Origin of the sequence: Brevundimonas sp. S1H14 (assembly GCF_047716865.1) — a bacterium.
In the GTDB taxonomy this organism is placed as follows: domain Bacteria; phylum Pseudomonadota; class Alphaproteobacteria; order Caulobacterales; family Caulobacteraceae; genus Brevundimonas; species Brevundimonas naejangsanensis.
In genome coordinates, this window is sequence record NZ_CP136679.1 from 2,883,286 (window position 1) to 2,909,779 (window position 26,494).

The 26,494-nt window shown below is 67.7% G+C and carries 24 protein-coding genes, 2 tRNA genes and 1 pseudogene; 6 read left to right on the forward strand and 21 right to left on the reverse strand.

Translation table 11 applies throughout. The features are described from left to right. Positions 1–95: 95 nt before the first annotated feature. Entirely contained in the window at positions 96–1,946 is a 1,851-nt protein-coding gene (locus RSD66_RS14010) for an oligopeptide:H+ symporter (protein WP_346524705.1), read from the reverse strand. Between the two features lie 350 nt (positions 1,947–2,296). Between RSD66_RS14010 and RSD66_RS14015 the strand changes: the two genes are divergently transcribed. After that, positions 2,297–3,463: a hypothetical protein gene (locus RSD66_RS14015; RefSeq protein ID WP_024354598.1), complete on the forward strand. Its 1,167-nt coding sequence runs from the start codon at positions 2,297–2,299 to the stop codon at positions 3,461–3,463. Positions 3,464–3,506: 43 nt separating this feature from the next. On the opposite strand, the gene mscL is transcribed toward RSD66_RS14015, so the two are convergent. The 5 genes from mscL to aroA all read right to left on the reverse strand — a co-directional run bounded on the left by mscL (position 3,507) and on the right by aroA (position 8,662). Then, on the reverse strand, positions 3,507–3,920 hold the full coding sequence (gene mscL / locus RSD66_RS14020; protein ID WP_024354597.1) for a large-conductance mechanosensitive channel protein MscL: 414 nt from the start codon (positions 3,918–3,920) through the stop codon (positions 3,507–3,509). A 25-nt stretch (positions 3,921–3,945) separates the two neighbouring features. After that, positions 3,946–4,236 (reverse strand): integration host factor subunit beta, encoded by a 291-nt coding sequence (locus RSD66_RS14025; protein ID WP_003169157.1) that lies wholly within the window; start codon positions 4,234–4,236, stop codon positions 3,946–3,948. A gap of 233 nt (positions 4,237–4,469) precedes the next feature. Further along, on the reverse strand, positions 4,470–6,167 hold the full coding sequence (rpsA, locus tag RSD66_RS14030; protein ID WP_415288364.1) for a 30S ribosomal protein S1: 1,698 nt from the start codon (positions 6,165–6,167) through the stop codon (positions 4,470–4,472). Between the two features lie 187 nt (positions 6,168–6,354). Continuing rightward, a complete protein-coding gene (gene cmk / locus RSD66_RS14035; protein WP_415288365.1) occupies positions 6,355–6,996 on the reverse strand; it encodes a (d)CMP kinase in 642 nt (213 codons plus the stop codon). A gap of 337 nt (positions 6,997–7,333) precedes the next feature. Further along, positions 7,334–8,662: a 3-phosphoshikimate 1-carboxyvinyltransferase gene (gene aroA, locus RSD66_RS14040; protein ID WP_415288366.1), complete on the reverse strand. Its 1,329-nt coding sequence runs from the start codon at positions 8,660–8,662 to the stop codon at positions 7,334–7,336. Between the two features lie 135 nt (positions 8,663–8,797). Between aroA and RSD66_RS14045 the strand changes: the two genes are divergently transcribed. The 3 genes from RSD66_RS14045 (at position 8,798) to RSD66_RS14055 (ending at position 9,635) form a co-directional block, all read left to right on the forward strand. Further along, complete coding sequence (locus tag RSD66_RS14045; protein ID WP_024354593.1) at positions 8,798–9,262, forward strand: TIGR02300 family protein; 465 nt, start codon at positions 8,798–8,800, stop codon at positions 9,260–9,262. A gap of 130 nt (positions 9,263–9,392) precedes the next feature. Next, a tRNA-Ala gene (locus RSD66_RS14050) sits at positions 9,393–9,468 on the forward strand. Between the two features lie 91 nt (positions 9,469–9,559). Further along, positions 9,560–9,635: transfer RNA gene (locus RSD66_RS14055), tRNA-Ala, on the forward strand. Positions 9,636–9,697: 62 nt separating this feature from the next. On the opposite strand, the gene RSD66_RS14060 is transcribed toward RSD66_RS14055, so the two are convergent. Beyond that, on the reverse strand, positions 9,698–11,314 hold the full coding sequence (locus tag RSD66_RS14060) for an acyl-CoA dehydrogenase family protein (protein ID WP_415288367.1): 1,617 nt from the start codon (positions 11,312–11,314) through the stop codon (positions 9,698–9,700). A gap of 287 nt (positions 11,315–11,601) precedes the next feature. Continuing rightward, a pseudogene (locus tag RSD66_RS14065) lies at positions 11,602–12,555 on the reverse strand (rhodanese-related sulfurtransferase); the annotation flags it as partial. A 179-nt stretch (positions 12,556–12,734) separates the two neighbouring features. Between RSD66_RS14065 and RSD66_RS14070 the strand changes: the two are divergent. Together RSD66_RS14070 and RSD66_RS14075 are read left to right on the forward strand one after the other, a co-directional pair. Next, on the forward strand, positions 12,735–14,426 hold the full coding sequence (locus tag RSD66_RS14070; RefSeq protein WP_415288368.1) for an MFS transporter: 1,692 nt from the start codon (positions 12,735–12,737) through the stop codon (positions 14,424–14,426). A gap of 154 nt (positions 14,427–14,580) precedes the next feature. Then, a complete protein-coding gene (locus RSD66_RS14075; RefSeq protein WP_415289603.1) occupies positions 14,581–15,864 on the forward strand; it encodes a D-amino acid dehydrogenase in 1,284 nt (427 codons plus the stop codon). 27 nt (positions 15,865–15,891) lie between these two features. Here RSD66_RS14075 and RSD66_RS14080 read toward each other — a convergent pair whose 3' ends face one another. From RSD66_RS14080 to RSD66_RS14140, 13 genes are read right to left on the reverse strand one after another with little or no spacing between them, the layout of a single operon-like run. After that, entirely contained in the window at positions 15,892–16,344 is a 453-nt protein-coding gene (locus RSD66_RS14080) for a chemotaxis protein CheE (RefSeq protein ID WP_415288369.1), read from the reverse strand. Then, the gene (locus RSD66_RS14085) at positions 16,341–16,928 is read right to left on the reverse strand and encodes a response regulator (RefSeq protein WP_024354587.1); all 588 of its coding nucleotides are present in this window, start codon (positions 16,926–16,928) and stop codon (positions 16,341–16,343) included. The genes RSD66_RS14080 and RSD66_RS14085 overlap by 4 nt, the downstream gene beginning before the upstream one ends. Before the next feature lie 3 nt (positions 16,929–16,931). After that, positions 16,932–17,306 carry a hypothetical protein gene (locus RSD66_RS14090; RefSeq protein ID WP_346524692.1) on the reverse strand — a complete coding sequence of 125 codons (375 nt, stop codon included), beginning with the start codon at positions 17,304–17,306 and terminating at the stop codon, positions 16,932–16,934. Beyond that, positions 17,306–17,851 (reverse strand): chemotaxis protein CheD, encoded by a 546-nt coding sequence (locus tag RSD66_RS14095; RefSeq protein ID WP_415288370.1) that lies wholly within the window; start codon positions 17,849–17,851, stop codon positions 17,306–17,308. The genes RSD66_RS14090 and RSD66_RS14095 overlap by 1 nt, the downstream gene beginning before the upstream one ends. Beyond that, the gene (locus tag RSD66_RS14100; RefSeq protein WP_003169183.1) at positions 17,848–18,237 is read right to left on the reverse strand and encodes a response regulator; all 390 of its coding nucleotides are present in this window, start codon (positions 18,235–18,237) and stop codon (positions 17,848–17,850) included. Before RSD66_RS14100 ends, RSD66_RS14095 begins: the two co-directional genes overlap by 4 nt. Before the next feature lie 8 nt (positions 18,238–18,245). Continuing rightward, positions 18,246–19,283 carry a protein-glutamate methylesterase/protein-glutamine glutaminase gene (locus RSD66_RS14105; protein WP_415288371.1) on the reverse strand — a complete coding sequence of 346 codons (1,038 nt, stop codon included), beginning with the start codon at positions 19,281–19,283 and terminating at the stop codon, positions 18,246–18,248. Beyond that, positions 19,280–20,146 carry a CheR family methyltransferase gene (locus RSD66_RS14110; protein WP_415288372.1) on the reverse strand — a complete coding sequence of 289 codons (867 nt, stop codon included), beginning with the start codon at positions 20,144–20,146 and terminating at the stop codon, positions 19,280–19,282. Before RSD66_RS14110 ends, RSD66_RS14105 begins: the two co-directional genes overlap by 4 nt. Further along, positions 20,143–20,625, reverse strand: a complete 483-nt coding sequence (locus RSD66_RS14115; RefSeq protein ID WP_024354581.1) for a chemotaxis protein CheW — start codon at positions 20,623–20,625, stop codon at positions 20,143–20,145. Before RSD66_RS14115 ends, RSD66_RS14110 begins: the two co-directional genes overlap by 4 nt. A gap of 3 nt (positions 20,626–20,628) precedes the next feature. Then, positions 20,629–22,956 carry a chemotaxis protein CheA gene (locus tag RSD66_RS14120; protein WP_415288373.1) on the reverse strand — a complete coding sequence of 776 codons (2,328 nt, stop codon included), beginning with the start codon at positions 22,954–22,956 and terminating at the stop codon, positions 20,629–20,631. 20 nt (positions 22,957–22,976) lie between these two features. Then, positions 22,977–23,342 carry a response regulator gene (locus RSD66_RS14125; RefSeq protein ID WP_312448639.1) on the reverse strand — a complete coding sequence of 122 codons (366 nt, stop codon included), beginning with the start codon at positions 23,340–23,342 and terminating at the stop codon, positions 22,977–22,979. After that, the gene (locus RSD66_RS14130) at positions 23,339–23,620 is read right to left on the reverse strand and encodes an STAS domain-containing protein (RefSeq protein WP_415288374.1); all 282 of its coding nucleotides are present in this window, start codon (positions 23,618–23,620) and stop codon (positions 23,339–23,341) included. Before RSD66_RS14130 ends, RSD66_RS14125 begins: the two co-directional genes overlap by 4 nt. Continuing rightward, complete coding sequence (locus RSD66_RS14135) at positions 23,620–25,629, reverse strand: methyl-accepting chemotaxis protein (protein ID WP_415288375.1); 2,010 nt, start codon at positions 25,627–25,629, stop codon at positions 23,620–23,622. The genes RSD66_RS14130 and RSD66_RS14135 overlap by 1 nt, the downstream gene beginning before the upstream one ends. A 50-nt stretch (positions 25,630–25,679) precedes the next feature. Then, positions 25,680–26,399, reverse strand: coding sequence for a TorF family putative porin (locus RSD66_RS14140; protein ID WP_024354577.1), 720 nt, complete (start codon positions 26,397–26,399; stop codon positions 25,680–25,682). Positions 26,400–26,494 lie beyond the last annotated feature (95 nt).

Genomic DNA, 26,494 nt, shown 5'->3' on the forward strand with positions numbered 1-26,494 from the left:
CTGAAAAGGGCGGCGCCTCCTGCGAGACGCCGCCCTTTCCTTTGATGGTCAGCCGGTCCGGCGCGCGAACGCAGGACCGGCTTTCTCATGGACGCTTAGTGCGGCGCCTTTTCGTGCGACCAGCCCTTGATGAAGAAGCTGAGGACGATGAAGCCGACGCCGATGCCCATGCCCCACACGCCCAGCATGCCGAACACCTCCAGCGAGGTGCGCAGGGCGGCGCCGGGGTCCAGCACCTGGCCGCCGACCGTTTCGGTCCCGGCCAGACCGGCGATCCAGCCGCCGACGTACTGGGCGATGGACGAGGCCAGGAACCACACGGCCATCATGAAGCTGACGACCTTGGGCAGCGACAGCTTGGTGATCTCCGACAGGCCCACCGGCGACAGGAACAGCTCGCCCAGGGTGTGGAACATGTAGAGCAGGCCCAGCAGCAGGATCGGCATCTGGAAGGCCGAGTCGGCCATCCCGGCGCCCCACACCACGATCATGAAGCCCAGGCCGACCTGCAGCAGGCCGAGGCCGAACTTCAGCACCGGGTTCGGATCCATGTTGCGCTTGCCCAGGAAGGCCCACAGGGCCGCCATGATCGGCGCGAAGATCAGGATGAAGCCGGCGTTGAACGACTGGGTCTGCGCCGCCGTCACCGTGGCGTCGATCCAGAAGCCGGTGGGCGTGATGCCCGCCGCCGCCAGTTGGGCCGGAGTGCCGATGGTGACGCCCAGGAACTGCACCGCCGTCGGCGTCAGGCTGAGGTCGACGTTACGGTCAGCGAACAGGTTCAGCGAGGTGCCGGCCTGTTCGAACAGGGTGAAGAAGACCACCGAGCCGAAGATCAGCACCACCGCCAGCATCATGCGCTCGCGCTGGATGCGGTTCTCGCAGACCTTGACGATGATGTAGGCGATGAAGGCCAGCGACGCGATGGTCGCGGCGCCCAGCACCCAGCCCACCAGGGCGTTGCGCTGAACCATGAACCACACCACGCCGACGCCCAGAATGCTGAGCAGATAGATCGACCACTCGCGGTTCAACGGGCCCAGGAAGGGCTTCTTGAGCTCGCCCTCGACCGGCGGCTCGCCCTTGCCCTGCAGCAGCGGCTTGCCCAGGACGAAGACGACCCAGCCCAGCGCCATGCCGACGCCGGCCAGGCCGAAGCCCGCCCACCAGCCGACCGTCTGGCCCAGATAACCGCACAGCACCGCGGCCCAGAAGGCCCCCAGGTTGATGCCGTAGTAGTAGAGGGTGAAGCCTGAATCCCGGCGCGGGTCGCCGTCAGGATACAGTTGCCCCACGATGGTGGAGATGTTCGGCTTCAGATAGCCCACGCCCATGATGATCAGGGCGATCGCCAGGTAGAAGACGTTGATGCCCGCCAGGTCGCGGGTCACGTCGATCTTGTAGTCGCCGGTCGGCAGCACGGCCGGAATCGGCGCGTCCTGCGGCAGGTCCCTGATCGCCAGGCCGTTCTCGACCGGAGCGAAGGCGTATTTCTGTCCGTTGACCATCAGGCCGACGTCGCGGGCGGCGCCGCGGCCCTCGGCCGAGATTTCATAGGTCGCGCCCTGATAGGTCAGGGTTTCGGTGGCGGGACGGCCCTCGAAGGCCATCATGCCGTGACCGGCGACCAGCAGCAGGGCGCCGAAGGCTACGGCCTTGCGCGTGCCGATGAAGCGGTCGGCCATCATCCCGCCCAGCAGCGGCAGCAGGTAGACCAGCGAGGTGTACGAGCCATAGGCCGAACCGGCCTGGGCGTCGTTGAACAGGAAGTGCTGGGTCAGGAAGAAGATCAGGATGCCGCGCATCCCATAGTAGGAGAAGCGTTCCCACATCTCCGCGAAGAACAGGATGATCAGTCCGCGCGGGTGATTTTTCAGGATCTGCATCAGCACGGGCACGCCCGTGACCAAGGTGATGATCAGACCGATGGCGATGACGATATTCATGCCTGGGCCCCCGCGCAGATCATGATCGACGTCGCTTCATTCACAGTCACCGTCTGGGCCATCGCCAGGGCGTAGCCCCCTCGAGTGCCGGGCCGGCGCGCAAGTCGCGCGCCCCCTCCGTCCGTCGTGCTCAACGGCAAGCTCCATTGTCTGACGCCCCCGACGGGCGTGGAAGCGACCAGAAACAGCACGGTCACGGATTGCAAACAAGCGTTAACGGCCAAATCCAGGCCGCCAAGGGGCGCCTGATCGTCGCAAGGTTCGCGTTTTGGGGGTAGTTAGATCATTCTACACATATTTCGCGAATGCTCTCCGAACGCCGAGATGCGGCTGAGGAGACTCGAACAGACATGTCGTTGCGCCCGTTTAACGAGAGCGATCTCGAGGCCGTCAATCGACTGCACCGCAGCGTGTGGTGGCCGGAGCGGTCGGCGGCGGGCTGGCGCTGGTTGATGGCGAATCCGGCCTCGGCCGAGATCGAGGCTCCGCACGGCTGGGTGATCGACCATGGCGCCGGGCCTCAGGCCTTCGTCGGCAACTTCATCCAGCGCTTCTGGCGGAACGATCAACGCCTGCACGCTGCGACGGGCTATTCCATCGTCGTTCCTCCGGCGCAGCGAGGCCGCAGCCGGTCCCTGATCAACGCCTTCGTCGACCAGCCCGCCTGTTTCGCCCGCTACACGCTGAACGCGAACGCCCGCTCCAGCCCTCTGTACAAGCGGCACGGCATGGTTCCCTGGCCGCCGAACACCCACACGCTGAAGCTGTCCTGGCTGATCGACCCGGTCGCCTGCCTGTACGGACGGGGCCTGCGAGAGGTCGTGGACCGCGCCCCGGCCCTGGCCCGCCTGCTGGGCGAACAACTGTCGCCCCTGCCCCGGCTGAGCGGCGAGCGCCGTCTGCGTCAGGCTGAGAGCCGCCTGCCTGGAGGGGTAAGCCTCAGCCCCGACCTCTCGGAACGCTCGGACTACGCCCGTTTCTGGACGGCCCTGCGCGCCGAGGGGCGGCTGACGGCGGACCGCAGTCCGGACATCATGCGCTGGCGGCTGTCGGACCCCGATCTGACGGTGCCCCCGCTATGTCTGGCCTATCGCGACGGAGGGCGACTGACAGGCTTCGCCGTCGCCATGCTGAACAAGCAGACGCCGCTGGAGCCGCCGGTCCTGGAGATCATCGACCTGGTCGCGCTGGACAATGATTCAACGGCGATCCAGGCGCTGGTCGAGGGTCTGCGTCGCATGGCGCCTGCGCTGGGAGCCGCCAAGGTGCGGCTGCAGGTGGTGTCGCCTGACCTGCTCGCCGCCTTGGGCCGACTGGGCCAGAAGGCCTGGCGCGAGGGCGGCTGGGGCCATTGTCACATCGCCTTCGACGACGAGATGCAGGATGCGGGCTGGCGGCCCACCCCCTATGACGGCGACTATTCCTTCTGCCTGCGCCCCCTGCCCGCGCGGGCCAGCGCCGCCCTGCGGCTGGCGTCGGCGCCCATGCGCGCTCAAACGATGGAAGCGCGGGCATGAATGGAAACGAGGGCCTCTTCCGGCCCTCGTCAGGCGCCGCCGTTTAGGAGCGCGCCTTCAGTTCGTCGCGGATTTCGGCCAGCAGGGCCTCGGTCGGCGTCGGCGCAGCGGGCGCCTCAGGCTCGGCGGGCTGCTCGCGGCGCAGCTTGTTGACCATCTTGACCATCAGGAAGACCACGAAGGCCACGATGACGAACTGGATCAGGGTGTTGATGAAGGCGCCGTACTGAATGGCCACCTTCTCGACCGCCTCGGTCGCCGGGTCTTCCGGAACCAGGACCCACTCCAGCTTGGAGAAGTCCACCCTGCCCAGCAGCAGACCGATCGGCGGCATCACCACCTGATCCACCAGACTGGTGACGATCTTGCCGAACGAGGCGCCGATGATGACCCCGACCGCCAGGTCGACGACGTTGCCGCGCGCGGCGAATTCCCGAAACTCGGACAGCAGGCTCATTTGATCTTCAGTCTTTCAGATTGTGTCAGGCGTCGCCGGACGCGTTCAGCCGCTCTCTCAGTTCCTTGCCGCTCTTGAAGAAGGGCACGGACTTGGCCGGGACCTCGACCGTTTCGCCGGTGCGGGGATTGCGCCCCGTCCGCGCCGGTCGGCTGCGCACCGAAAAGGCGCCGAAGCCGCGAAGCTCGACACGCCCGCCTTCCGAGAGGGTCTCGGTCATGCGGCCCAGGATCACATTCACGACCCGCTCCACCTCGGCATGAGTGAGGTGCAGGTTCTCCGCCGCCAACTTCTCGATCAGTTCAGACTTGATCATTCAGGCCCCCGCCATGGTTTCACCGTCCGGGACGACACCCTAACCGCCTGTCGCCACAGGAAGAAAGGGCAAAACGCATCGTCGTGAAGGTTTCTTGCATTCCACGGCGACAGGTTTCGCCGCCGAAGGGCCGTGTGAGGAAGAAAATACGTCGCAAAGAACCAGAGTCGCGGCCAAAGAAAAAGGGCGGCCGGATCGCTCCGGCCGCCCCGTTTCCCGAAGGGTGAGGAAACTTATTCCTTGCCCGCGTTCTTGAGCGCGGCGCCCAGGATGTCGCCCAGCGAGGCGCCCGAGTCCGACGACCCGAACTGTTCGATGGCTTCCTGTTCGTCCTTCATCTCCAGCGCCTTGATCGAGACGGAGACGCGGCGCGTGGCCTTGTCGACGCCGGTGATCATGGCGTCGACGCGGTCGCCGACGGCGAAACGCTCGGTGCGCTGTTCGTTGCGGTCGCGCGACAGGTCCGACTTGCGGACGAAGGCCGTGACCGGCGCGTCGTCTTCACCGAACTTGACCTCGATGCCGCCGGTCTCGATCGCCGTCACGGTGACGGTGATCTGCTGGCCGCGCTTGTAGGTGTCGCCTTCCATCGGGTCGCCGCCGAGTTGCTTGACGCCCAGGGAGACGCGCTCCTTGTCGATGTCGACGTCCAGCACCTTGGCCTTGATGACCTCGCCCTTGCGGTAGCGCTGGATGGCTTCTTCGCCCGACACGTTCCAGTCCAGGTCCGACAGGTGGACCATGCCGTCGATGTCGTTGTCCAGGCCGACGAACAGGCCGAACTCGGTGGCGTTCTTGACTTCGCCTTCGACGGTCGAACCGACCGGGTGAGCCTCCAGGAAGGCCTCCCACGGGTTGTTCTGAGCCTGCTTCAGGCCCAGCGAGATACGGCGCTTGGCGCTGTCGACGTCCAGGACGATGACGTCCACTTCCTGCGAGGTGGAGACGATCTTGCCCGGGTGGACGTTCTTCTTGGTCCAGGACATTTCCGACACGTGGACCAGGCCTTCGACACCCGGCTCCAGCTCCACGAAGGCGCCGTAGTCGGTGATGTTGGTGACGCGGCCGGTGTACTTGGCGTTGACCGGGTATTTGGCTTCGACGCCGTCCCACGGATCCGACTGCAGCTGCTTCATGCCGAGCGAGATGCGCTGGGTGTCCGGGTTGATCTTGACGATCTGGACCTTGACAGTGTCGCCGACGGCCAGGACCTGCGACGGGTGCGACACGCGCTTCCACGACATGTCCGTGACGTGCAGCAGGCCGTCGATGCCGCCCAGGTCGACGAACGCGCCGTAGTCGGTGATGTTCTTGACGACGCCTTCGCGGACTTCGCCCTCTTGCAGCTGGCCGACCAGCTCCGTGCGCTGTTCAGCGCGGGCTTCTTCCAGGATGGCGCGACGCGAGACGACGATGTTGCCGCGCGGACGGTCCATTTTCAGGATGGCGAAGGGCTGTTCCTTGCCCATCAGCGGGCCGACGTCGCGGACCGGACGGATGTCGACCTGCGAGCCCGGCAGGAAAGCCGAGGCGCCGCCCAGGTCGACGGTGAAGCCGCCCTTGACGCGGCCGACGATGGCGCCGTTGACCGGCTGGCCTTCGGCGAACACGGCTTCCAGACGGGTCCAGGCTTCTTCGCGGCGAGCCTTGTCGCGGCTGATGACGGCCTCGCCCATCGCGTTCTCGACGCGCTCCAGGTAGACCTCGACGTTGTCGCCGACCTTGGGCAGGATGGCGCCGTCGCCCTGGCCGAACTCGCGCATGGCGATGCGGCCTTCGGTTTTCAGACCGACGTCGATGATGACGATGTCTTTTTCAATGCCGACGACGCGGCCGTGAACGACCTGGCCTTCGCCAAGGTCGCGGCCTTGCAGTTGTTCGTCGAGGAGCGCGGCGAAATCGTCGCGAGTGGGGTTGAGGGTTTCAGTCATGGAAACTCTTGAGGTTGATGAAAGGCGAAACGCGCACGACCGAGCGGACCTGCGCGAATGGGGTTTGAAAAGGAGAAGTCAGGTCGTCACGAGGCGAGGCGACACACGCTCTGAAAAGCGCGAAAACGAAGAGCCAGAACGCCCGCGGCCGCCGAGGAGATCGGTGCGTTGGATTTGCCCGGCAGGATCAGATCCCGGCCCTGGCTCGCGCCGCCTCGACGATACGGCGGGCCGCATCGAAGGCGGCCTCTATACCCATATCGGTCGTGTCCAGCAAGACGGCGTCGTCCGCCTGAACCATCGGGGCGTCGTCACGGCCCGCGTCGCGCGCGTCGCGACGGCGGATATCCTCCAGCATGTCTTCAAAGGCGATGACCTCGCCGCGCGCCGTCAACTGCTTCCAGCGACGCTCGGCCCGCACCTCGGGACTGGCGGCGATATAGAGCTTGGCCGGAGCGTCCGGCGCGATCACCGTGCCGATGTCGCGCCCGTCCAACACCGCCCCGCCCGCCTGGGCGGCGAAGTCCTGCTGCAGCTTCAGCAGCGCCGCGCGCACGCCCGGATGGCTGGCCACGCGGCTGGCCGCCTCGCCCGCCCCGCGATCGGTCAGGCGCGCATTGTCGCTCAGGCTCGCCAGATCCAGCGCCTGCGCGGCCCTAGCGGCCGCCTCGGCGTCGTCCAGATCGCCGCCCGCATCCAGCACAGCCAGCCCCACGGCGCGATACAGCAGGCCCGTGTCCAGATACGGCAGGCCGTAATGGGCGGCCAGACGCGCGGCGATGGTGCCCTTGCCGGATGCGGCGGGGCCATCGACGGCGATGACAAGCACTTGGGTCAGGCTTTTCTCTCCTGTTTCAATTCACGAACGTCGCTGACCGAGGGAGGTAGCGCGCACCCATAATCGTTTCAGATCAGGAAGCGCAGCTCGGACACCAAACGCAAAGATAAGCGCCGCAACGCCCGCATCCCAAAGGACGGACAACCAGAAATCAGCAGGGCTCGCGCTACGCAATACAGTCCCGCCGTAGCGAACATGCACCTCGCCAGTCAGCAGCGCACGAACGACATTCCCGCCAAACAGTAATAGGGCACCGCCGACGAACAGGAAGCCAAGCGTATTTCTCACACCGCGCGGCAGCCGTCTCTTCCTGGTTTTGGAGCGTCGGCTAACCATCAATGGCCCCGCCCAGCCCGTTCATCATCTCGACAAAGCTGGGGAAGCTGGTGGCGATCATCTCGGGATCGCGGACCGAGACGGGCTGCTGCGCGGCCAGACCCAGCACCAGATGGCTCATGGCTATGCGGTGGTCGTGGGCGGTGTCGACGGTCGCGCCGCCATTTACCGGGCCGCCGGTGACGACGAAGCCCTCCGGCTCCTCCTGCACCTGAACGCCGCAGGCCGACAGGCCCGCCGCCATCAGGGCGATGCGGTCGCTTTCCTTGACGCGCATCTCGCCGATGCCGCGCATGACAGTCTCGCCTTCAGCGAAGGCGGCGGTCACCGCCAGGATCGGGTATTCGTCGATCATGGAGGCGGCGCGGTCTTCAGGAACCACGATCCCCTTCAGCGCCGAGTGGCGGGCGGTGATGTCGCCGACCTCTTCGCCCCCGGCCATGCGGCGGTTGGCGATGGTCAGGTCCGCACCCATGTCGATCCAGGTCTGGAACAGGCCGGTGCGTAAGGGATTCAGCATCACCGCCTCGACCGTCACCTCCGACCCCGGCGTGATCAGGGCCGCCGCCAGGGGGAAGGCCGCCGAGGACGGGTCGCCCGGCACGGCGACATGGGTTCCCTTGAGTTGCTGGCCGCCCGGCAGACGGATGCGCCAGCCCTCGCTCTCTTCGATCACCTCGACCTCGGCGCCGAAGGCGCGCAGCATCCGCTCGGTGTGGTCGCGGCTCTTCTCCGGCTCGACCACGACCGTCTCGCCGTCCGCATTCAACCCGGCCAGAAGAATGGCCGACTTCACCTGCGCCGAGGCGACGCTCTGAACGAAGGTCACGCCCTTCAGCCCGCCGCCGTGCAGGGTCAGCGGCACCCGGTCCTCGGCCGCGTTCCACTCGAAGCGCGCGCCCATGTCAGCCAGCGGCCCGGTGACGCGCTTCATCGGCCGTTTGCGTAATGACGCGTCGCCATCGAACGTCGCCGTCAGCGCATAGCCCGCGACCGCTCCCATCAGCAGGCGCACGCCCGTCCCGGCGTTGCCGCAGTCGATGACGCCTTCAGGCGAGCGCAGCGGGCCGCGCCCCTCGACCCGCCAGCGCCCCTCGCCGACCCGTTCGACCGAGGCGCCGAAAGCCTGCATGGCGCGGCCGGTGGCCAGGATGTCGTCGCCCTCCAGCAGCCCCTCGATTTCGGTCACGCCCTCGGCCATGCCGCCGAAGATCAGGGCGCGGTGCGACATCGACTTGTCGCCCGGCGCCCGCACCACGCCTTTGAGGCCTGAATTGACGCCGGAAACGGGGGACGCGGTGAAGGTCTGGGGAGTGCTCACCCTGATGCAGGCTCCGGTTGTCAGGAGGGCCGCGAAACGCGCGGAAAAGAAGGCTTTTGACAGCGGCCCCCGCCAGTGGCAAGGGAGCCGCCCTATTTCCGATTTTCCCCTTAAACCCGCCGAAGGTCTAATCACGTGGCCAATCCCGAACTGGGCCAAAAGCAGGTCTGCCCGAACTGCCAGGCCAAATTCTACGATCTGAACCGTCGCCCGGCTCGTTGCCCCAAGTGCGACACCGAGTTCGACCCGATGGAAGAAGCCGTCCGCAGCCGTCGCGCGCGTCGCGGCGCCGGCTTCGCGGCTGACGACGAGGAGGCCGAAGATCAGGTCGCCGACAAGTCCGCTGACGCCGAAGAGGACGAAGAGGATGCCGAAGGCTCCACCCCCGAAATCGACCAGGAAGGTCATGAGCCGATCCTGACGCCGGACGACGACGACGGCGAGCCCGGCGCAGACGACGCCGGCATGGGCTCGGCCGACGGCGACGATGACGACGACGTCCTGGATGATGACGACGACGATTCCGTGCCCTTCATCGAGGACGAAGACGACGACGATCTCGACGAAGAGCTGACCAAGCCGTCGCGCGACGACGACTAAAGGGTCAAGGTTCGGAAAAATAAGCGGAAAAAAATGTGTCAGACCCGCTTGATCTTCAAAACGGCCTGACCTAGTTTCCGCGCCTCGCCGGGAGGGACCATTTCTCCCGGCGGGACCGACCGAAAGGTTCGGGGCTTTAGCTCAGTTGGTAGAGCGCTTGCATGGCATGCAAGAGGTCAGCGGTTCGACTCCGCTAAGCTCCACCACCGAAGGCCTCGCGGAACGCCCGCGGGGCCTTCGTCCTTTCCAGACTTTCCGTCTGGTGCGGTCGAAAACATAACCCAGCCGATACGGCACGGGGCTTTAGCTCAGTTGGTAGAGCGCTTGCATGGCATGCAAGAGGTCAGCGGTTCGACTCCGCTAAGCTCCACCATCGAAGGCCTCGCGGAGCCCCCGCGAGGCCTTCGTCCTTTCTGGCCCGATTTTTTCCGACATTCAGGCGGGCATCGCCCGCTCCAGCACCGCCCGCTGATCCACCTGCGCCTCATAGGCGCCATAGGCCATGCCGCGCGGGCGCAGGCGAAGCGCGATGAAAGCCTCGGCCGAGGGACTGTCCATCTCCAGCAAAGCCGCCGCCTGGGCCGCCAGCGCCAGCCGCTCGACCGCCAATCGCGCCCCCGCCTCATTCGTCGTCAGATCCAGCCCGACGATGAAGCGGTCGTAGTCGGCGGATTTTCCAGCCTGCGATCCCAGCCAGTCGCGCAGGGCCTCGACCGCCTCCGGCTCGCGTCCCGCCGCGCGCAGCACGTCCAGGGCGATGACATTGCCCGAGCCTTCCCAGATGGCGTTCAGCGGCGACTGGCGGAACAGGCGCGGCATCGGCCCGGTCTCGACGTATCCAGCGCCGCCCAGCGCCTCCATCGCCTCATAGATCATGTTCGGCGCACGCTTGCAGACCTGGTACTTGGCCACCGGCGTCAGCAGTCGCCCCACGGCGTCGTCCGTATCGAAGGTGGCCGCCAGCCGCATCGATAGCGCCGTCGCCGCCTCGCTCTCCACCGCCAGATCGGTCAGGACGGCGGCCATCATCGGTTGGTCGATCAGCCGCTTCTGGAAGGCGGTGCGGTGGGCGGCGTGCCACACCGCCTGCGCCAGCGCCCCGCGCATCTGCAGGGCCGAGCCGACCACGCAGTCCAGTCGCGTGTGCTGGACCATGCGGATGATGGTGGCGACGCCCCGACCCTCGTCGCCCAGCCGCTGGGCCAGGGCGCCGTGATACTCGACCTCGGACGAGGCGTTGGAGCGGTCGCCCATCTTGTCCTTCAGCCGCATGACGCGGAAGCCCGCATTGCGCGTCCCGTCCGGCAGCCAGCGCGGCAGGATGAAGCAGGTCAGCCCGCCCGGCGCATAAGCCAGCGTCAGAAAGGCGTCGCACATCGGCGCGGAGCAAAACCACTTGTGCCCGGTCAGGGAATACCAGCCATCCTCGCCCACTGGCTCCGCGCGGGTGGTGTTGGCGCGCACGTCAGAGCCGCCCTGCTTCTCAGTCATGGCCATGCCGAGGGTCACGCCCGCCTTCTCGATCGCCGGGCGCACAGCCGGGTCATAGCGGCCGGACAGCACGCCTTTGATCCACGGCTCGCCCACGGCCGGATCGGCCTGAAGCGCCGCGACCGAGGCGTAGGTCATGGTCATGGGGCAACTGGTCCCCGAATCCGCCTGGCCGGTCAGAAACAGGATGGCCGCGTGCAGCAGATGCCCGTTCGGCGTCCCGTCCCAGGCGCTGGCGGCCAACCCCGACCCCAGCCCCAGATCCATCAGTTGATGATAGGCCGGGTGGAACGTCACCTCGTCGATCCGTCGACCATAGCGGTCGTGGGTGTCCAGCACCGGCGGGACGCGATTGGCCTGCACGCCCCAGTCGATCACCTCGGCCGATCCGCAGCGACGGCCCAGATCGGTCAGTCGCTCGACATGCCCCGCCCCGCCCCAATGGCGCACGGCGTCGTGCAGAGCCCTGTCGCCAGTGAACAGGTCGACATCCTCCAGCGGCGGAACCTGATTGGACACCTCATGGGTGTCGAGCCGCTCGACGGGACGAAAGGCGGACATGGCGAGCCTCCTGACTTGGGCGAGGAGGATGGCACGGCCGGGCGACAGCGGCGACCCTCTCCCGATGGGAGAGGGCTTGAGCCTCCAAGAGCCGGAGGCGATTGGCTAAGGCAAAAGGGTGAGGGTTCGCGATCAAAGTCGGCCGAAGGCCGTTGTGCGACGGCTTACGCCGACTGATAGGACAAGCCCCTCACCCTTTGGCTGCTACGCGCCGCCCTTCGGGTCGCGCCAGAACGATCGCTGCGCTCTCGTGCGCTCAAGCCCTCTCCCGCCGGGAGAGGGTTGGTTAAGGTCGCCCCCACGTGCGCCACGCCCCGGGCGCGGGCGATCTGCATCTGCTTCTGCCGTTCGGCGTAGCCCTCGCGCTGGGTCGCGTCGCGGCTGTCCCAGCAGCGGTCGCAGGACACGCCCTCGACATAGCGCGTCGAGAGCCGCCCCTCAGGGCTGACCGGCATGCGGCAGGCGCGGCACAGGCTGTGTGCGCCTTCGACCAGACCATGCCCCACGGACACCCGCTCGTCGAAGACGAAGCATTCGCCGCGCCACAGGCTTTCCGGCTCCGGCACCGTCTCCAGATACTTCAGGATGCCGCCCTCCAGATGGTGCACGTCGCGCACACCCTCGGCCTTCAGGAAGGCGGTGGCCTTTTCGCAGCGGATGCCGCCGGTGCAGTACATGGCCACCTTCGGCGGCGTCGGGCGGTCCAGCAGGGCGCGGCCCTCGGTGCGGAACCAGTCGGCGAACTCGCGGAAGGTGCGGGTGTTGGGCTGGACCGCGCCCTCGAAGGCGCCGATCTCGCCTTCGTAGTCGTTGCGGGTGTCGATGACGACGGTGTCGGGATCGGCGATCAGGGCGTTCCAGTCCTGGGCCGAGACATAGGTCCCGACGCCCTCGACCGGATCGATGTCGGGCTGGCCCATGGTGACGATCTCGGCCTTCACCCGCACCTTCATGCGGTGGAAGGGCATGGCCGAGGCGATCGAATACTTCAGCTCCAGCCGGTCGAAGCCCGACAAGGCCCGCACCCCGTCGATAACGCGAGCGATGTCGGCCTGCGGCCCCGCAATGGTGCCGTTGATCCCTTCATGCGCCACCAGAAACGTGCCGCGCACGTCATCCCCGCACAGATCGAGCAGATGCAGGCGCAGCGCCGCCGGGTCGGCCACGGCTGCGAAACGATACAGGGCCGCCACAGTGAAGGGGGCCGAAGGCGACGGGGAGGGAACGGCTGGGACGGTCACGGCCTTCCTATAGCGTCCCGTCGCCGCCCTCGCGACGCCAATAATCCGGAACCCAGAGTGACCGTTTCCCGGCTTGCTTCCCCCGCCGAAGCCGTGTGCATTGATCGCATGGTCGTCGTCGGTTCCCGCCTGTCCCATGTGGTTCATCCGCGTATCGCCCATGCGAGGAGCCGCCCCGCATGAGTTCAACCGCCGACGCTCCGACTTCCGCCCCCGCCCCTGTCCCGCCCGGCCGCCCGTCGGCCCTGGCGCCTCTGCGACACCCGGTTTTCCGGGCGGTGTGGATCACCAGCCTGGTCACCAATTTCGGCGGGCTGATCCAGTCGGTCGGCGCCGCATGGATGATGACCTCCATCGCCTCGGCCCAGATGGTCGCCCTGGTGCAGGCCTCGGTCACCCTGCCGATCATGCTGCTGTCGCTGGCGGCCGGGGCGCTGGCCGACACGGTGGACCGGCGCAGGATCATGCTGGCGGCGCAGACCTTCATGCTTCTGGTCTCAGCGGGGCTGGCGGCGATGACCTGGATGGGCTGGATCACGCCCTGGGTGCTGCTGACCTTCACCTTCCTGATCGGCTGCGGCGTCGCCTTCAACGGCCCGGCGTGGCAGGCGTCGGTCGGCGACATGGTCCCGCGTGAGGACCTGGCCGGGGCCGTAACCATCAACTCCATGGGCTTCAACATGGCGCGCAGCGTCGGCCCGGCGCTGGGCGGCCTGATCGTGGCGGCGGCGGGGGCGGCGGCCGCCTTCGCCGTCAACGCCGTCAGCTATCTGGGCCTGCTGGTCGTGCTGTTCCGCTGGAAGCCCGACCGGCCCAAGCAGACCCTGCCGCGCGAGGGCCTGCTGGCGGCGATGGCGGGGGGCGTGCGCTACGCCTTCCTGTCGCCGCGCGTGACGGCGGTGCTGCTGCGCGCCGTGGTGTTCGGCGTCGGAGCCAGCGCGGTTCAGGCCCTGATGCCCGTGGTCGCGCGCGAAAGCGGCGGCGGCCCGCTGGTCTTCGGCCTGTTGCTGGGTTCGTTCGGCGTGGGCGCGGTGGGCGGCGCCCTGTTCGTCGGCAGGCTGCGAGCGAAATATGAGACGGAAACCATCGTCCGCGTCGCCGCCCTGGCCTTCGCGGCAGCAGCCCTGGGCCTGGCCTATGCGCCCTGGCTGGCCGTCACCCTGCCGGCGTTGATGATCGCCGGGGCGGGCTGGGTGCTGGTGCTGTCCAGTTTCAACGTCACGGTGCAGATGTCGGTGCCGCGCTGGGTCGTGGCGCGGGCGCTGGCGCTCTATCAGATGGCGGCCTTCGGCGGCATGGCGGGCGGCAGCTGGTTATGGGGCGCCCTGGCCCAAACCTATGGGGTCGAGACGGCCCTGTCGGTCTCCGCGGGCGTGCTGGCGCTGTGCATCCTGATCGGATTCAGGGTGCCCCTGCCCTCGACCGCCAATCTGAACATGGACCTGTTGCGCCGCTGGACCGAGCCGCAGACCACCCTGGCCATCGAGCCGCGCAGCGGACCGGTCATCGTCTCCATCGCCTATCGCATCCGCGAAGAGGACATCGACGCCTTCCTGACCCTGATGGACGAACGACGCCGCATCCGCCGCCGCGACGGCGCGCGCCAGTGGCGCCTGATGCGCGACCTGGCCGAACCCCAGGTCTGGGTCGAGAAGTATCAGACGCCGACCTGGCTGGACTATATCCGTCACAACCAGCGCATCACCCACGCCGACGCCTCGATCAACGAAGGCATCCGCGCCCTGCATCAGGGACCTGACAAGCCGGTCGTGCACCGCATGATCGAGCGCACCACCGCCCCCCTGGCCGCCAATCTGCACGGCGACCGACACTATGGAGAACCGCTGACCGACCCGACCCGATCCTCCTGAGGCCAGACCCGCCGCGCCTGCCCGATATGTTGAGCAAATAATCAGCCGCGATCGGCCCAACACAGGTCGTCCTTATCAAGCCTGTCGATATTGCGGCGCACACAAACTGCGACTTGCGTGAAGGGCGCAAAATCTGGTCTAGGGAGCCACGCGTCTGGTTCGCGCAAGGTCAAGACCCATGAAGATCGCAATCCTCGGCGCCGGCGTGATCGGCGTAACCACCGCCCACTACCTGGCCCGCCAGGGGCATGAGGTGACCGTCATCGACCGCCAGAGCGGTCCGGCGCTGGAGACCAGCTTCGCCAATGCGGGGGAGATTTCGCCCGGCTACTCCTCGCCCTGGGCCGCGCCCGGCATCCCGGCCAAGGCGGTGAAGTGGCTGTTCATGCGCCACGCCCCGCTGATCCTGCACCCCCAGATCAACGCCCCGACCGTGCGCTGGCTGCTGTCGCTGCTGCGCAACTGCACCTCGGCCCGCTATGCGCTGAACAAGGCGCGCATGGTGCGTCTGGCCGATTACAGCCAGGTGGTGCAGACGGCGTTGAACGAAGAACTGGGTCTTGAATACGACCACCGCACCCAGGGCACGCTGCAACTGTTCCGCACGCAGAAGCAGCTGGACGGCATCTACAAGGACACCGAGGTCCTGCGTGAAGGCGGCGTGCCGTTCGAGGTGCTGGACCAGGACGGCTGCATCGCCGCCGAGCCGGGCCTGAAGGCCACGCGCGACCTGTTCGTCGGCGGTCTGCGCCTGCCGCGTGACGAGACGGGCGACTGCTTCAAATTCACCACTGCCCTCGCCGACCACGCTGCGTCGACGCAGGGCGTGACCTTCCAGTACGGCACGACCATTCAGGGCCTTGTCGCCGAAGGCGGCCGGATCACCGGGGTCAAGACCGACAAGGGGCTGGTCACGGCCGACGCCTATGTGCTGGCGCTGGGGTCCTATTCTCCGATGATGGTCAAGCCGCTGGGCATGACCCTGCCGGTCTATCCGGTGAAGGGCTATTCGATCACCGCCCCGATCATCAATGAACCCGCCGCCCCGGTCTCGACCATTATGGACGAGAGCTACAAGGTGGCGATCACCCGTCTGGGCGACCGCATCCGCGTCGGCGGCATGGCCGAGATCGCCGGCTTCTCGGACGCCCTGCCCGAGCGCCGCCGCAATACGCTGGAACACTCGGTCGGCTCGCTGTTCCCCGGCGCGGGCGACCTGAAGGCGGCCAGCTACTGGTCGGGCCTGCGCCCCATGACGCCGGACGGCACCCCGGTCATCGGCAAGACCAAACTCGACAACCTGTTCCTGAACACCGGTCACGGCACGCTGGGCTGGACCATGGCCTGCGGCTCGGCCCGCGTCATCGCCGACCTGATCAGCGGCCAGACCCCAGACATCGAGACAGCCGACCTGGGCATTGCGCGATACGGCCGCTGAACCCTTCTCTCCCTGTGGGAGAAGGGCCTAGCTTCTTGCCTTCGCCGCCACGGCCTTCAGGCCGCTCAGAAGTTGCTCCGTCGCCGCATTGCGTTCGCAGCCGGCGTTGAGGATCAGCCGCAGCGCCTGGACGTGCACCTGCACCGGCGGCCAGTCCCAGGCGTCCGCCGCCGTCATGCGGTCGGCTGTATCGGCCAGGCTGTAGCCCGCGTCGAACAGCGGCCCGGTATCGAAGAAGCCCGCCAGGTCCACCACGCGCGACGCGAGACGATAGACTTCGGCGCCGGGCGCCTGCGGCCGTGCTGCGCACAGGCTTTCCAGCCCCGCAACGGCGGCTTCGATCTCGGCCATGACCTCGGCCTTGTGGCGGCCCAGACGTTCATTGGCGCGGCGCTCGACGTCGGTCAGGGTCCGGCCGCCCGGCTGAGCCATCTGCTGCGCCAGAGAGGTCTTGATCCGGGTGATCACAGGCTCGGTCACAGCGACACCCTCTGCGGTTTCAGCAGCATGTCGATATCGGCCTGATCCATATTCTCTTCGACGGCGTGGCCGACGTGAGCCGACAGGTCGCCCTTGCGGCGCCCGGTCATGCCGACGGGCGGGCCGAAATTACGGACGCGCCGGTCGGGGCCGACATAGGTCTCGCACTCGACGAACTCGCGCTCATCGCCCGCCAGCCACAGGATGCGCTTCAACAGCACGGCGGGCGTCAGGGGCTTGGTGATGACAAAGCTGACGCCGCAGTCGCGGCCTTCCTGCACCTTGGACTGGGAGGCGTGGCCCGTGACCAGGATGACGGGCGTATAGCGCATCGGCGCGGGCGTCTCGCGCCGCAGCCAGCGGGTGAAGGCGTAGCCGTCCATCTCAGGATCGCCGCAGTCGATGACGATCAGATCGACCGGACGCTGTTGCAGGACCTTCACCGCCTCGACGGCCGAGGGGCGTTTGATCTGCTCCTTGACGCCGAAGCCCTGAAAGATCGAGCCGAGCATGTCCAGCGCCTGCGGCGTGTCGTCGACCAGCAGCACCGTCGACTGCTCCAGATTGATGCGGTCCTCGGCCATCGCTCAGAACAGTTGCAGCACGCCCGACGCCGAGGCGCCGGACGCCTCGTCCGGATCGTCAGCGGGCGCCGCCGAGGGGCGGGCGCGATGCGCCGTTTCCTGCATCCGCTCGGCCATCTCGGCCAGGGGCAGAGCCGCCAGGGCCGTGTCCATCGGCTGCTCCTCGGCCACGGCCTGCGCCAGTCCGGCCAGGGCCTCGATCCGCTGGGACAGGACGTCGAAGCTCTGGCTGCGCGTCAGATAGCCCAGCCGCGTCTCGGCGGGCAGTTGGCGCAGCACCTCGGACACCAGCCCGCCCGCCGCCTCGATCTCGGCGCGGATGTCCGACAACTCCGCCGCCATGGCGGCCAGCAGGTCGCGATTGTCTGTTTCAGCCATCAGAACAGCTCCAGATCCCCGGCAGCGACAGGCGTCGGCGGCGGCGTCGCGGGCGGCAGGCTGGCGCCGTCCGTCACCACGCGCTGACGCGCCCGACCGCTGACCGGCCAATAGTGAATACGACGCCCGCCGGCGCCCCTCAGACTGCGGCTGACGACGGGAATGCCCTCGTCGGCCAGGAATTTCTCGGCGAAGTCGGCGTTGGCCGACCCGATGTCGGTCAGGGCGTCGAACATCCGGCCGCCGCCGAACAGCTTGGCCTCCAGCCGGTCGCGCCGACCGCCCGCCTTCAGCACGTCGTTGATCAGGACTTCCATCAGATAGGCGCCGTAACGGCGGCTGGCCCCGCTCTCGGCCCCGGCGCCTTCGGGCAGCAGGAAGTGGTTCATCCCCCCGACCCCCGCCTCCGGATCGCGCAGGCACAGGGCCACGCAGCTGCCCAGAACCGTCGTCAGCACGACGTCGGGATCGGACGACACATAGTGATCGCCCTGCCCCACGTGCACGCGCCGCTCGACCGGCTCCTGAACAGCCGCGCCGATCACGTCAGCGGGCCGAACACCGCTTCCAGCTTCTCTTTCAGCTGGGCGGTGGTGAAGGGTTTGACCAGGTAGTTGTTCACGCCGAACTGCACGGCGCGCTGGACCAGCTCGCGGTCGGCCCGGCCGGTCAGCATGATGAAGGCCGTCTTGGAGATCGGCGGATGCGCCCGGATGGCGCGCAGCAGGCTGAGGCCGTCCAGATTCGGCATGTTGAAGTCCGAGATCACCAGATGGACCGGCTGGACCAACAGCGAGCGCAGAGCCGCCTCGCCGTCGGGCGCTTCCTCGATGTCGCGCACGCCGATCTGCTGCAGACTGGCGCGGACAAGTGAGCGCATCGTCAGCTGATCATCGACGACGAGGGTGCGGATGGCGGAGGCGGCGGGCATGAACGTCCTTACGCGACAGTCTGGGGCGCGGCCGTACGGGCGGCGCAGGATTCGAGGATGGCCGGGGCCATGCGGGACAGGGGCAGCTGGCGCTCGACGGCGCCCAGTTCGAAGGCCGCGCGCGGCATCCCATAGACAACGCAGGACGCCTCGTCCTGGCCCAGGGTGCGGGCGCCCGCCTGACGCATGGCCAGCAGCCCCTTGGCGCCGTCCTTGCCCATGCCGGTCAGGATGACGCCCGTCATCGGGCGGCCCAGCTGGGCGACCGAACCGAACAGTACGTCGACCGAAGGGCGGTGGCCGTTGACCGGATCGGCGGCGATCAGGCGGCAGCGCCCGCTCGAGGCGACCAGGTGCGCGTCCCCGCCCGGCGCGATGTAGACATGACCCGGCTTCAGCGGCGCGCCGTCCTCGGCCTCGCTGACCGTGGCGGCCGAGACCTTGTTCAGACGCGCGGCGAAGCTCCTGGTGAAGCTGGCGGGCATGTGCTGGGTGACGACCGTCGCCGGGCAGTCGGCGGGGAAGGCCGACAGAATGGTCAGCAGGGCCTCGACCCCGCCCGTGGACGAACCAATCGCCAGCACATGGTTGGGGTCGGCGTGATAGGCGCCCTCGTGGCCCTGAACCGCGCGGGTCTCCAGCGGACGGACGCGCGAGCGGGCGGCGACCTTCACCTTTTCGGCCAGATCGCCGAAGGCTTCCTGAACCGGCACGCCGGGCGCGGGCTTGGCCACGGCGTCCACCGCTCCGACCTCCAGAGCGGCCAGGGTCACGTCGGTCCCCGCCTGCGTCAGGGTCGAGACCATGACCACCGGCATGGGCCGCAGCCGCATGATCTTCTCCAGGAACTCCAGCCCGTTCATATTGGGCATCTCGACGTCCAGGGTGATGACGTCGGGGTTCAGCTCCTTGATCTTGGCCCGCGCCTCCAGCGGATCGGCCGCCGTGCCGACCACGTTGATCTCTGGATCGCGGCGCAGGACGGCGCTGATCAGGCTGCGCATGGTGGCGCTGTCGTCCACCACCAGGACCGAGACCGCGCTCATGCCCCCGCTCCCTTGACGTAGGTGGTCAGGCCCGCCGGTTGCAGCTGTTGCGCCGCCGGACCCGTCACCCGCTCGGAATGGCCGATGTAGAGGACGCCGCCGGGGTTCAGGATCGGCGTGAACCGGCCCCAGACGCGCTCCTGGGTCGCGTCGTCGAAATAGATGACCACGTTGCGGCAGAAGATGACGTCGAACCGGCCGCGCATCGGCCAGTCGCCGATCAGGTTCAGTTCCTTGAAGGTCACCAGACGGCGCAGGGCTGCATCGGCGCTGAACCGGCCGGGCGCGCCCGCCACCGGTTCGAAATGCCTCCGCGACGCGGCCGGGACCGGGGCCAACAGGTCGTCGGAATAGACCCCCGCCGCGCCCTCGGCGACCATGTTGGGGTCGATGTCGGTGGCCAGGATGCGCACGTCCAGATCGGCCGCCTCGGGCAGAACGTCCAACACCGTCATCGCCATCGAATAGGGCTCCTGCCCGTTCGAGCAGGCGGCCGACCACAGGCGCACCCGCCCGCCCGCCCGCGCCTTGGCGGCCAGGCCCGGCATCACCTTATCGCGCAGGTGATCGAAGTGGTGCGGCTCGCGGTAAAAGCGGGTGACGTTGGTGGTCAGGGCCGCCATCATCGCCTGGCGCTCGTCCACGCCCTGCGCGCCGTCGATCAGGGCGCAATAGTCGCGGAAGCTGCGCAGGCCCAGCAGGCGCAGGCGCTTGGCCAGGCGCGAATAGACCAGCGCCGCCTTGCCTTCGCTGAGGGCGATGCCTGCGTGGGCGTGCAGGGTCTGGGCGATGTGGCGGAAATCCTCGGCCGTGAAGACGAACTCGCCTTCGACCAGGGCTCCCCGCCCGGCGACGGTCGTCATGCCGCTTCGGCCTCGCTTTCCGGCAGGACGTGATCCAGATCGATCAGGCTGATCATGCGGCCGCCTTCGACAGCGAAGATGCCCTTGACGAAGGACTTCACATGATCGCTGGCCACGTCCGGGGTCGGCTGGATGGCCGCGTCCGACAGTTGCACGATGTCCGACACCGCATCGACCAGCAGGCCCACCAGACGTGAGCCCACATGGGCCACCATGATGACGTGCCGCTCGGTCGGCTCGCCGGTCTGGAGGCCGAAGCGCGCGCCCAGATCGATGATCGGCAGCACCACCCCGCGCAGGTTGATGACGCCCTTCATATAGGCGGGCGAGCGCGGCAGGGGGGTGGCCGGGGTCCAGCCGCGAATCTCGCGCACGCTCATGATGTCGACGCAGAATTCCTGTTCGCCGATGCGGAAGGCGATCAGTTCGCGATCGGTCCCGGCGACGTTGGGGGTGAGGATTTGGTCAATGTGGGTCATGGTTCAGCTCGCCATTTGCAGGTCGGAACGCGACGGGGTTCGGGAACGCTTGGCGGTCACTAGGGCGTCGATATCGAGGATCAGGGCCACGCGGCCATCGCCCAAGATGGTGGCGGCGGCCACGCCCTCGACGTGGCGGTAGTTGGATTCCAGGCTCTTGATGACGACCTGGCGCTGGCCGTGGATGGCGTCGACCAGCAGGGCGGCGCGCTGGCCGCTCTCGGTCTCGACGATCATCACCACCCCGCCCTTCAGGACCGTGGGGTCGTCGCGGAAACCCATGACCTGCGCCACGTCCACCAGCGGCACGAAGGCCTCGCGGAAGCGCAACACCGGATCGACGCCGCCGACGTAATGGATGTCGGCCTCGTTCGGCGTCAGGCTCTCGACGATGGCGGCCAGGGGCGCGACCAGGGTCTGATCGGCCGCGCCGACCACCATGCCGTCCAGCACGGCCAGCGTCAGCGGCAGGCTGAGAGTGAATGTCGAGCCCTTGCCCGGCACGGAGCTGATCGAGATACGCCCGCCCAGCGACTGGATCGAGCGGCGCACCACGTCCATGCCGACGCCCCGGCCCGACAGGTCCGACACCTCGGTCGCGGTCGAGAAACCGGGCAGGAAGATCAGGTTGTCGATCTCGTCGTCCGACAGGATGGCGTCCTCGGCGATCAGGCCGCGCTCGACGGCGATGCCCTTGACGCGCGGGCGGTTGATGCCCTTGCCGTCGTCGGAGATCTCGATGACGATCCGGCCCGAGCGGTGCAGGGCCGCCAGACGCACCGTTCCCTCGGCCGGTTTGCCCGCCGCCAGACGCTCCTCAGGCCCTTCCAGCCCGTGGTCGATGGCGTTGCGCAGCATGTGGGTGATCGGGTCGGAGAGGCGTTCGATCACGGTCTTGTCGACCTCGGTGTCCTCGCCGGACGTGACCAGTTTCACCTTCTTGCCAGTGGCCTCGGCAGCCTCTCGCACCAGGCGCGGCATGCGCTGGAACACCGACTTCACCGGCTGGGCGCGAATGGCCATGACGCTGTCCTGAATCTCGCGCGTCAGCAGCTCCAGGTCTTCAAGACCCAGGCCGATGTCGGACGATCGGGCCAAACCGCTCTCGGTCACGCGCTGGGCCAGCATGGCCTGCTGGATGACCAGTTCCCCGACCGCATTGATCAGGCGGTCCACCCGCTCCAGATCGACGCGGATGGTCACGGGCGCGGCGGCGGGAGGCGCCATTTGCACAGGCGCCGCAGCGGTCGGCGCAGGCGCAGGTTTGACCGGGAGCGGCGGCGCGACAGGCTCAGGGGCGGGGGCGATCACAGGCGCGGCGACAGGGGCAGGCGCTTCCGTCGACGCGGCGCCGACCGAGGCCAGCAGGGCGGCGATATCCAGTTCCGAAGACGCCGCACGGGCCAGGGCCGAAGCGTCGCTGTCATCCTCGTCAGCCACGGCGGCGAGCGCGGCCTCGACCGGCGCCGCATCGCCCAGCGGCGAGATGCTGAGATCGCAGTCCATCTCCACGAAGTCGAAGACCTCGCGCACCTCGGCTTCGCTGACGGCGCCGCCCAGTTCGATGGTCCAGATCAGGTGGCTGTCGGTCGGCTCCAGCGCGTCAAGGAGCGGCAGGCCGCTGTCGTCCAGTTGCACCCGCGCCGGCCCCAGGCGGGCCAGTTCGCGCAGCAGCAGCCCGGTCTCATTGGCGCTGGCGTAGAGGCGCGGATGCGGGCGGAAGACGATCTTCCAGCCGCCCGCAGCGGCCGGCGCCGACAGGTCAGGCAGAGGCGCCGGAGCGGACAGGGACGACAAGGTCGCCAGATCCGGCAGCGGCGGCAGGTCGGCCAGATCCGGCAGCCCCGCCGGAGCCTCGAACGCCGCCAGGTCCATGGCGACCGGCGTGAAGCCGAAGTCATCCTCTTCCGGCTCGATCGAGGCGACCGGAGCGCCCCCGCCATAGGTCAGGGCCTCTAGCTCGGCGACCAGCCCGGCCGAACGAACCGGGTCGACGGCTGCGCCTGCACCGCGCGCAGCGGAGACGTGATCCGCCAGCACGTCCGCAGCCCGCAGCAGGGTCTTCACCGTCGGATCGTCACACGGCTTCCGGCCCGAGCGCAGTTCATCCATCAACGTCTCGAAGACATGGGCGAAGCGGACCAGTTCTTCCAGCCCGAAGGCCCCCGCCCCGCCCTTGACCGAATGGACAGCGCGGAAGACGGCGTTGATGACCTCAATGTCCGTCGAACCGGACTCCAGCGTCAGCAGATTGCCTTCCAGGTCGGCGAGCAGTTCCTCGCACTCCTGAAAGAAGGTCGCCTTGATCGCCTCGAACGGATCGTCGCTCATCGCCCCACGCCCCTCTTTTCTTACGCCGCCACGCGGCGCACGGCGTCAACCAGACGCACCGGATCGAACGGCTTGACGATCCAGCCGGTGGCCCCGGCCTCACGCGCGCGCTGCTTCTTGGCGGCGTCGCTCTCGGTGGTCAGGACCAGCACGGGCACGGCGCTGAAGGCCGGGTCCGCCCGCATCCCCTCGATGAAGCCGAAGCCATCCATGCGCGGCATGTTGATGTCGGTGATGACGATGTCGGGGCTCTCGGCCTGAAGCACCTCCAGACCGTGAACGCCGTCCTCGGCCTGGACTACGCGATAGCCTGCGTCCTTGAGCGCCAGCATCAGCATGTCGCGCATGGTGCGTGAATCGTCGACGGTCAGAACGGTCTTGATCATTGCAGGGCGTCCTGTGTGGAAAGGTCGAAGGGCGAAGCGCCGAAGGCGCTCCATTGGGTCGTCATGGCCTCGGAAGCATTGACGAAGGTCAAAGCCTGGCCGTCGGCGCGCCAGGTGCGGATCGCCGACAACAGCAGTTGAAGGCACAGCCCGCCCAGCCGCTCGACGGCCGAACCGTCCAGCGTCAGGGCCTGACCGCGCGCCGCCAGCAGTTCGCCCTTCAGCGGCTCGGCCGCGCGCAGGTCCAGAACCGGGGCCAGAACGACCGTGGCCGTCATCAGAACTCCTCCCACCCGTCTTCGATGATTTCAGCTTTCAGGGCCGCGCCGCCGCGTCCCATCGTCTTCAGGGCGGCGACCGTCTCGGCCACCGGCTGAGCCGTGCGCAGGGGTGACGTCGACGGCTCGACAGCGCCGAAAACGGCGACCGGCTCTGGAGCCGTCGGCTTCGAAGCCGACGGCTTGAGGGCAGCCGGTTTGAGCGCAGGTGCAGCCGCGTTGAGATGCGCGACCTTGAAATGCGCCACCGACGCGGCGAGCACATCGGCCTCCTGAGCCAGAGAATGGCTGGCGGCGGTGGATTCCTCGACCATCGCGGCGTTCTGCTGCGTGACCTGATCCATCTGGTTCACGGCGGTGTTGACCTGTTGCAGGCCCGTCGCCTGCTCCTGAGCGGAGGCCGAGATTTCCGACATCAGACCGTCGATCTCGGCCACGCCGGCGACGATGCGGCCCAGGGCCTGGCCTGTCTGACCGACCAGGGTCACGCCCTGCTCCACCTGACGGCCGGAGGCGGTGATCAGGGTCTTGATCTCCTTGGCCGCCTCGGCCGAGCGCTGCGCCAGCGCCCGCACTTCCGACGCCACCACGGCGAAGCCGCGCCCGGCGTCGCCCGCCCGCGCCGCCTCGACGCCTGCGTTCAGAGCCAGCAGGTTGGTCTGGAAGGCGATCTCATCGATCACGCCGATAATGGCGCTGATCTGATTGGACGACTGTTCAATGGCGGTCATGGCGGCGACGGCGTCGCTGACCACCACGCCCGAGGCCTCGGCCTCATTGCGGGCGGTCTGCACGGCGCGCGAAGCCTGACGGGCGCCGTCGGCGGTCCGGTTCACCGTGGCGGTGATTTCATCCAGAGCCGCGGCTGTCTCTTCCAGACTGGCGGCCTGCTGCTCGGTGCGGCGCGACAGGTCGTCCGAGGCCTGGCTGATCTCGCCCGAGCCCGAGCGGATGGCGGCGACGTTGCCGACCACCGCCGCCACCGCCTGCTCCAGTTGGGATACGGCGGCGTTGAAATCGCTCTTCAGCTGTTCGGCCTTGGGCGCGACATTGGCCGTCATCCGATGCGTCAGGTCGCCATGAGCCATCGCATTCAGGCCCTGGGCCAGGGCGGTGATGGCGATGCGGTCCTCTTCGGCCGCCTTGGCCTTTTCGGCCTCGACGCGAGCCCGCTCTTCCTCGACCGCGCGACGCTGGGCGGCCGTCTCGGCCTCAAGGGCTTCCTTGGCGATGGCGGCGTCCTTGAAGGTCTGGACGGCGGCGGCCATCTGGCCGACTTCGTCCTTGCGGCCGGCGGCCGGAACAGGGACGGAGGTGTCGCCCGAGGCTAGGCGGCGCATGGCCGTCGTCATCGCCGTCAGCGGCTTGGCCAGAACATTGGTCAGCATCACCGCCATGCCGCCCGCCAGCGCCAGGGCCAACAGCAGGCCGCCGATCAGCACAATGCGGGCCGTCTTGGCGGCCAACACCTGCTTGTCGCCATAGACGCGGCTTTCCTGAACCTTCTTCTCGATCAGTCCGTCCAGCGCGCTTTCAGCCGGATCGATGAATTTGTCCGCCTGGCCTTCACGGCCGACCATGGCGATGGCCTGCATCCAGCCCGCCTGATCGGCGACCATGACCCGGCCGCGCTGAACCACCTGCTTGTTCCACTCGTCCGCAGCCGTGCGGGCCGCCCGCGCCTGAGCGGCGCTGGAGCGGTCCAGCTGGACCAGCCGGTCCAGGCTCTGATTGAAGCTCTTGCGATGCTCTTCGACACGCTGAAGATAATAGGGGTCGCGCGACACCAGGAAGCCGCGATAGCTGGCCTCCTGACGCGCCAGATAGAATTGCGCCGCCTCGGCCTCACGCTGGACCACGCCTGCGCGCGAACGATCCGTCCGCGCCGCATCAAGCGCATTGATCTGCAAAAACACCGTCAGCCCCATGGCGACGATGGCCAGAATCACGACCGCAAAGGCCGCCATCAGTTTCTTTTCGATCTTCAGGTCGCTCAACATGGCGTCCATCTAACTCTTCCCCCGTGAAGATTCTCTTGAGAGCCGAAAACGGCTTTCGATCAGAAGTTGAAGCTGAGCGCACCGACCAGGCGCCCGTCATAGCTATCGCCCAGCGAACGACTGTCGGTGTCGTACCAGCGGGCGTCGATCGCCCATCGCTCGCTCAGGTTGTATTTCACACCCAGGTTCCAGGCGTTGTAGTCGGCCCCGCCGTCGGCCGAACGAACGGCGAAGGCGGCCGAGGCCCGGGCGCGCGGACCCAGCGGCGCGGCCGCCTGAGCCTCGATCCACCAGGCCTGTCGCGTCGCGGCGAAGCCGTCCGGCGTGTAGTTGACGCGCAGCCGCCCGGACACGCGCCCGAACCTGCGCGAGACGTCCGCCTGATATTCCCAATAGTTGGCGTCGACGCCGGGCCGCGTCCCAGGCAGGTCGCGGTTCATCACCGACAGATCAAAGGCGAAGCCCGCCGCCCTGGGCCGCCAGCCCAGAGCCGTGATGATCTCGGCGTCCGAACCCTGAGACAGGTTGGCGGTCGAGGCGAAGACGCTGCCGTAGAGATCGCCGTACGACGCCTCCAGCGTTCCGTTCAGGCTGGGATCACCCGCGCTCTTGCCCAGCCCCTTGCCGACGTATTCGCTGGCGAGGCCCAGTTGGCCGCTCCAGCGGCCATCTACGGACTGCGCCGTCGCCGGGTTAGCAGCACAGGCGACTGCGACCAGAGCCGCCGTACAAAGCCCGCGCGCGCCATTCTGGCGGGGGGCTGAAACATGAAAGGGCATTCGGACCTCTTTTGAGTGAGGCCTTCTTGCCGGGCATATCCGTATGGAATCGTAAACTACCGCCTACGTATAAATCCGCATGTCCCGACGAGGGA

Excerpts from the sequence above, each read along its gene's own strand:
- RSD66_RS14010 (WP_346524705.1), bottom strand. The coding sequence starts at position 1,946 with ATGAATATCGTCATCGCCATCGGTCTGATCATCACCTTGGTCACGGGC.
- RSD66_RS14015 (WP_024354598.1), top strand. The coding sequence starts at position 2,297 with ATGTCGTTGCGCCCGTTTAACGAGAGCGATCTCGAGGCCGTCAATCGA.
- mscL (WP_024354597.1), bottom strand. The coding sequence starts at position 3,920 with ATGAGCCTGCTGTCCGAGTTTCGGGAATTCGCCGCGCGCGGCAACGTC.
- RSD66_RS14025 (WP_003169157.1), bottom strand. The coding sequence starts at position 4,236 with ATGATCAAGTCTGAACTGATCGAGAAGTTGGCGGCGGAGAACCTGCAC.
- rpsA (WP_415288364.1), bottom strand. The coding sequence starts at position 6,167 with ATGACTGAAACCCTCAACCCCACTCGCGACGATTTCGCCGCGCTCCTC.
- RSD66_RS14060 (WP_415288367.1), bottom strand. The coding sequence starts at position 11,314 with ATGTCCGCCTTTCGTCCCGTCGAGCGGCTCGACACCCATGAGGTGTCC.
- RSD66_RS14070 (WP_415288368.1), top strand. The coding sequence starts at position 12,735 with ATGAGTTCAACCGCCGACGCTCCGACTTCCGCCCCCGCCCCTGTCCCG.
- RSD66_RS14085 (WP_024354587.1), bottom strand. The coding sequence starts at position 16,928 with ATGGCCGAGGACCGCATCAATCTGGAGCAGTCGACGGTGCTGCTGGTC.
- RSD66_RS14090 (WP_346524692.1), bottom strand. The coding sequence starts at position 17,306 with ATGGCTGAAACAGACAATCGCGACCTGCTGGCCGCCATGGCGGCGGAG.
- RSD66_RS14100 (WP_003169183.1), bottom strand. The coding sequence starts at position 18,237 with ATGCCCGCCGCCTCCGCCATCCGCACCCTCGTCGTCGATGATCAGCTG.
- RSD66_RS14105 (WP_415288371.1), bottom strand. The coding sequence starts at position 19,283 with ATGAGCGCGGTCTCGGTCCTGGTGGTGGACGACAGCGCCACCATGCGC.
- RSD66_RS14110 (WP_415288372.1), bottom strand. The coding sequence starts at position 20,146 with ATGACGACCGTCGCCGGGCGGGGAGCCCTGGTCGAAGGCGAGTTCGTC.
- RSD66_RS14115 (WP_024354581.1), bottom strand. The coding sequence starts at position 20,625 with ATGACCCACATTGACCAAATCCTCACCCCCAACGTCGCCGGGACCGAT.
- RSD66_RS14120 (WP_415288373.1), bottom strand. The coding sequence starts at position 22,956 with ATGAGCGACGATCCGTTCGAGGCGATCAAGGCGACCTTCTTTCAGGAG.
- RSD66_RS14125 (WP_312448639.1), bottom strand. The coding sequence starts at position 23,342 with ATGATCAAGACCGTTCTGACCGTCGACGATTCACGCACCATGCGCGAC.
- RSD66_RS14130 (WP_415288374.1), bottom strand. The coding sequence starts at position 23,620 with ATGACGGCCACGGTCGTTCTGGCCCCGGTTCTGGACCTGCGCGCGGCC.
- RSD66_RS14135 (WP_415288375.1), bottom strand. The coding sequence starts at position 25,629 with ATGGACGCCATGTTGAGCGACCTGAAGATCGAAAAGAAACTGATGGCG.
- RSD66_RS14140 (WP_024354577.1), bottom strand. The coding sequence starts at position 26,399 with ATGCCCTTTCATGTTTCAGCCCCCCGCCAGAATGGCGCGCGCGGGCTT.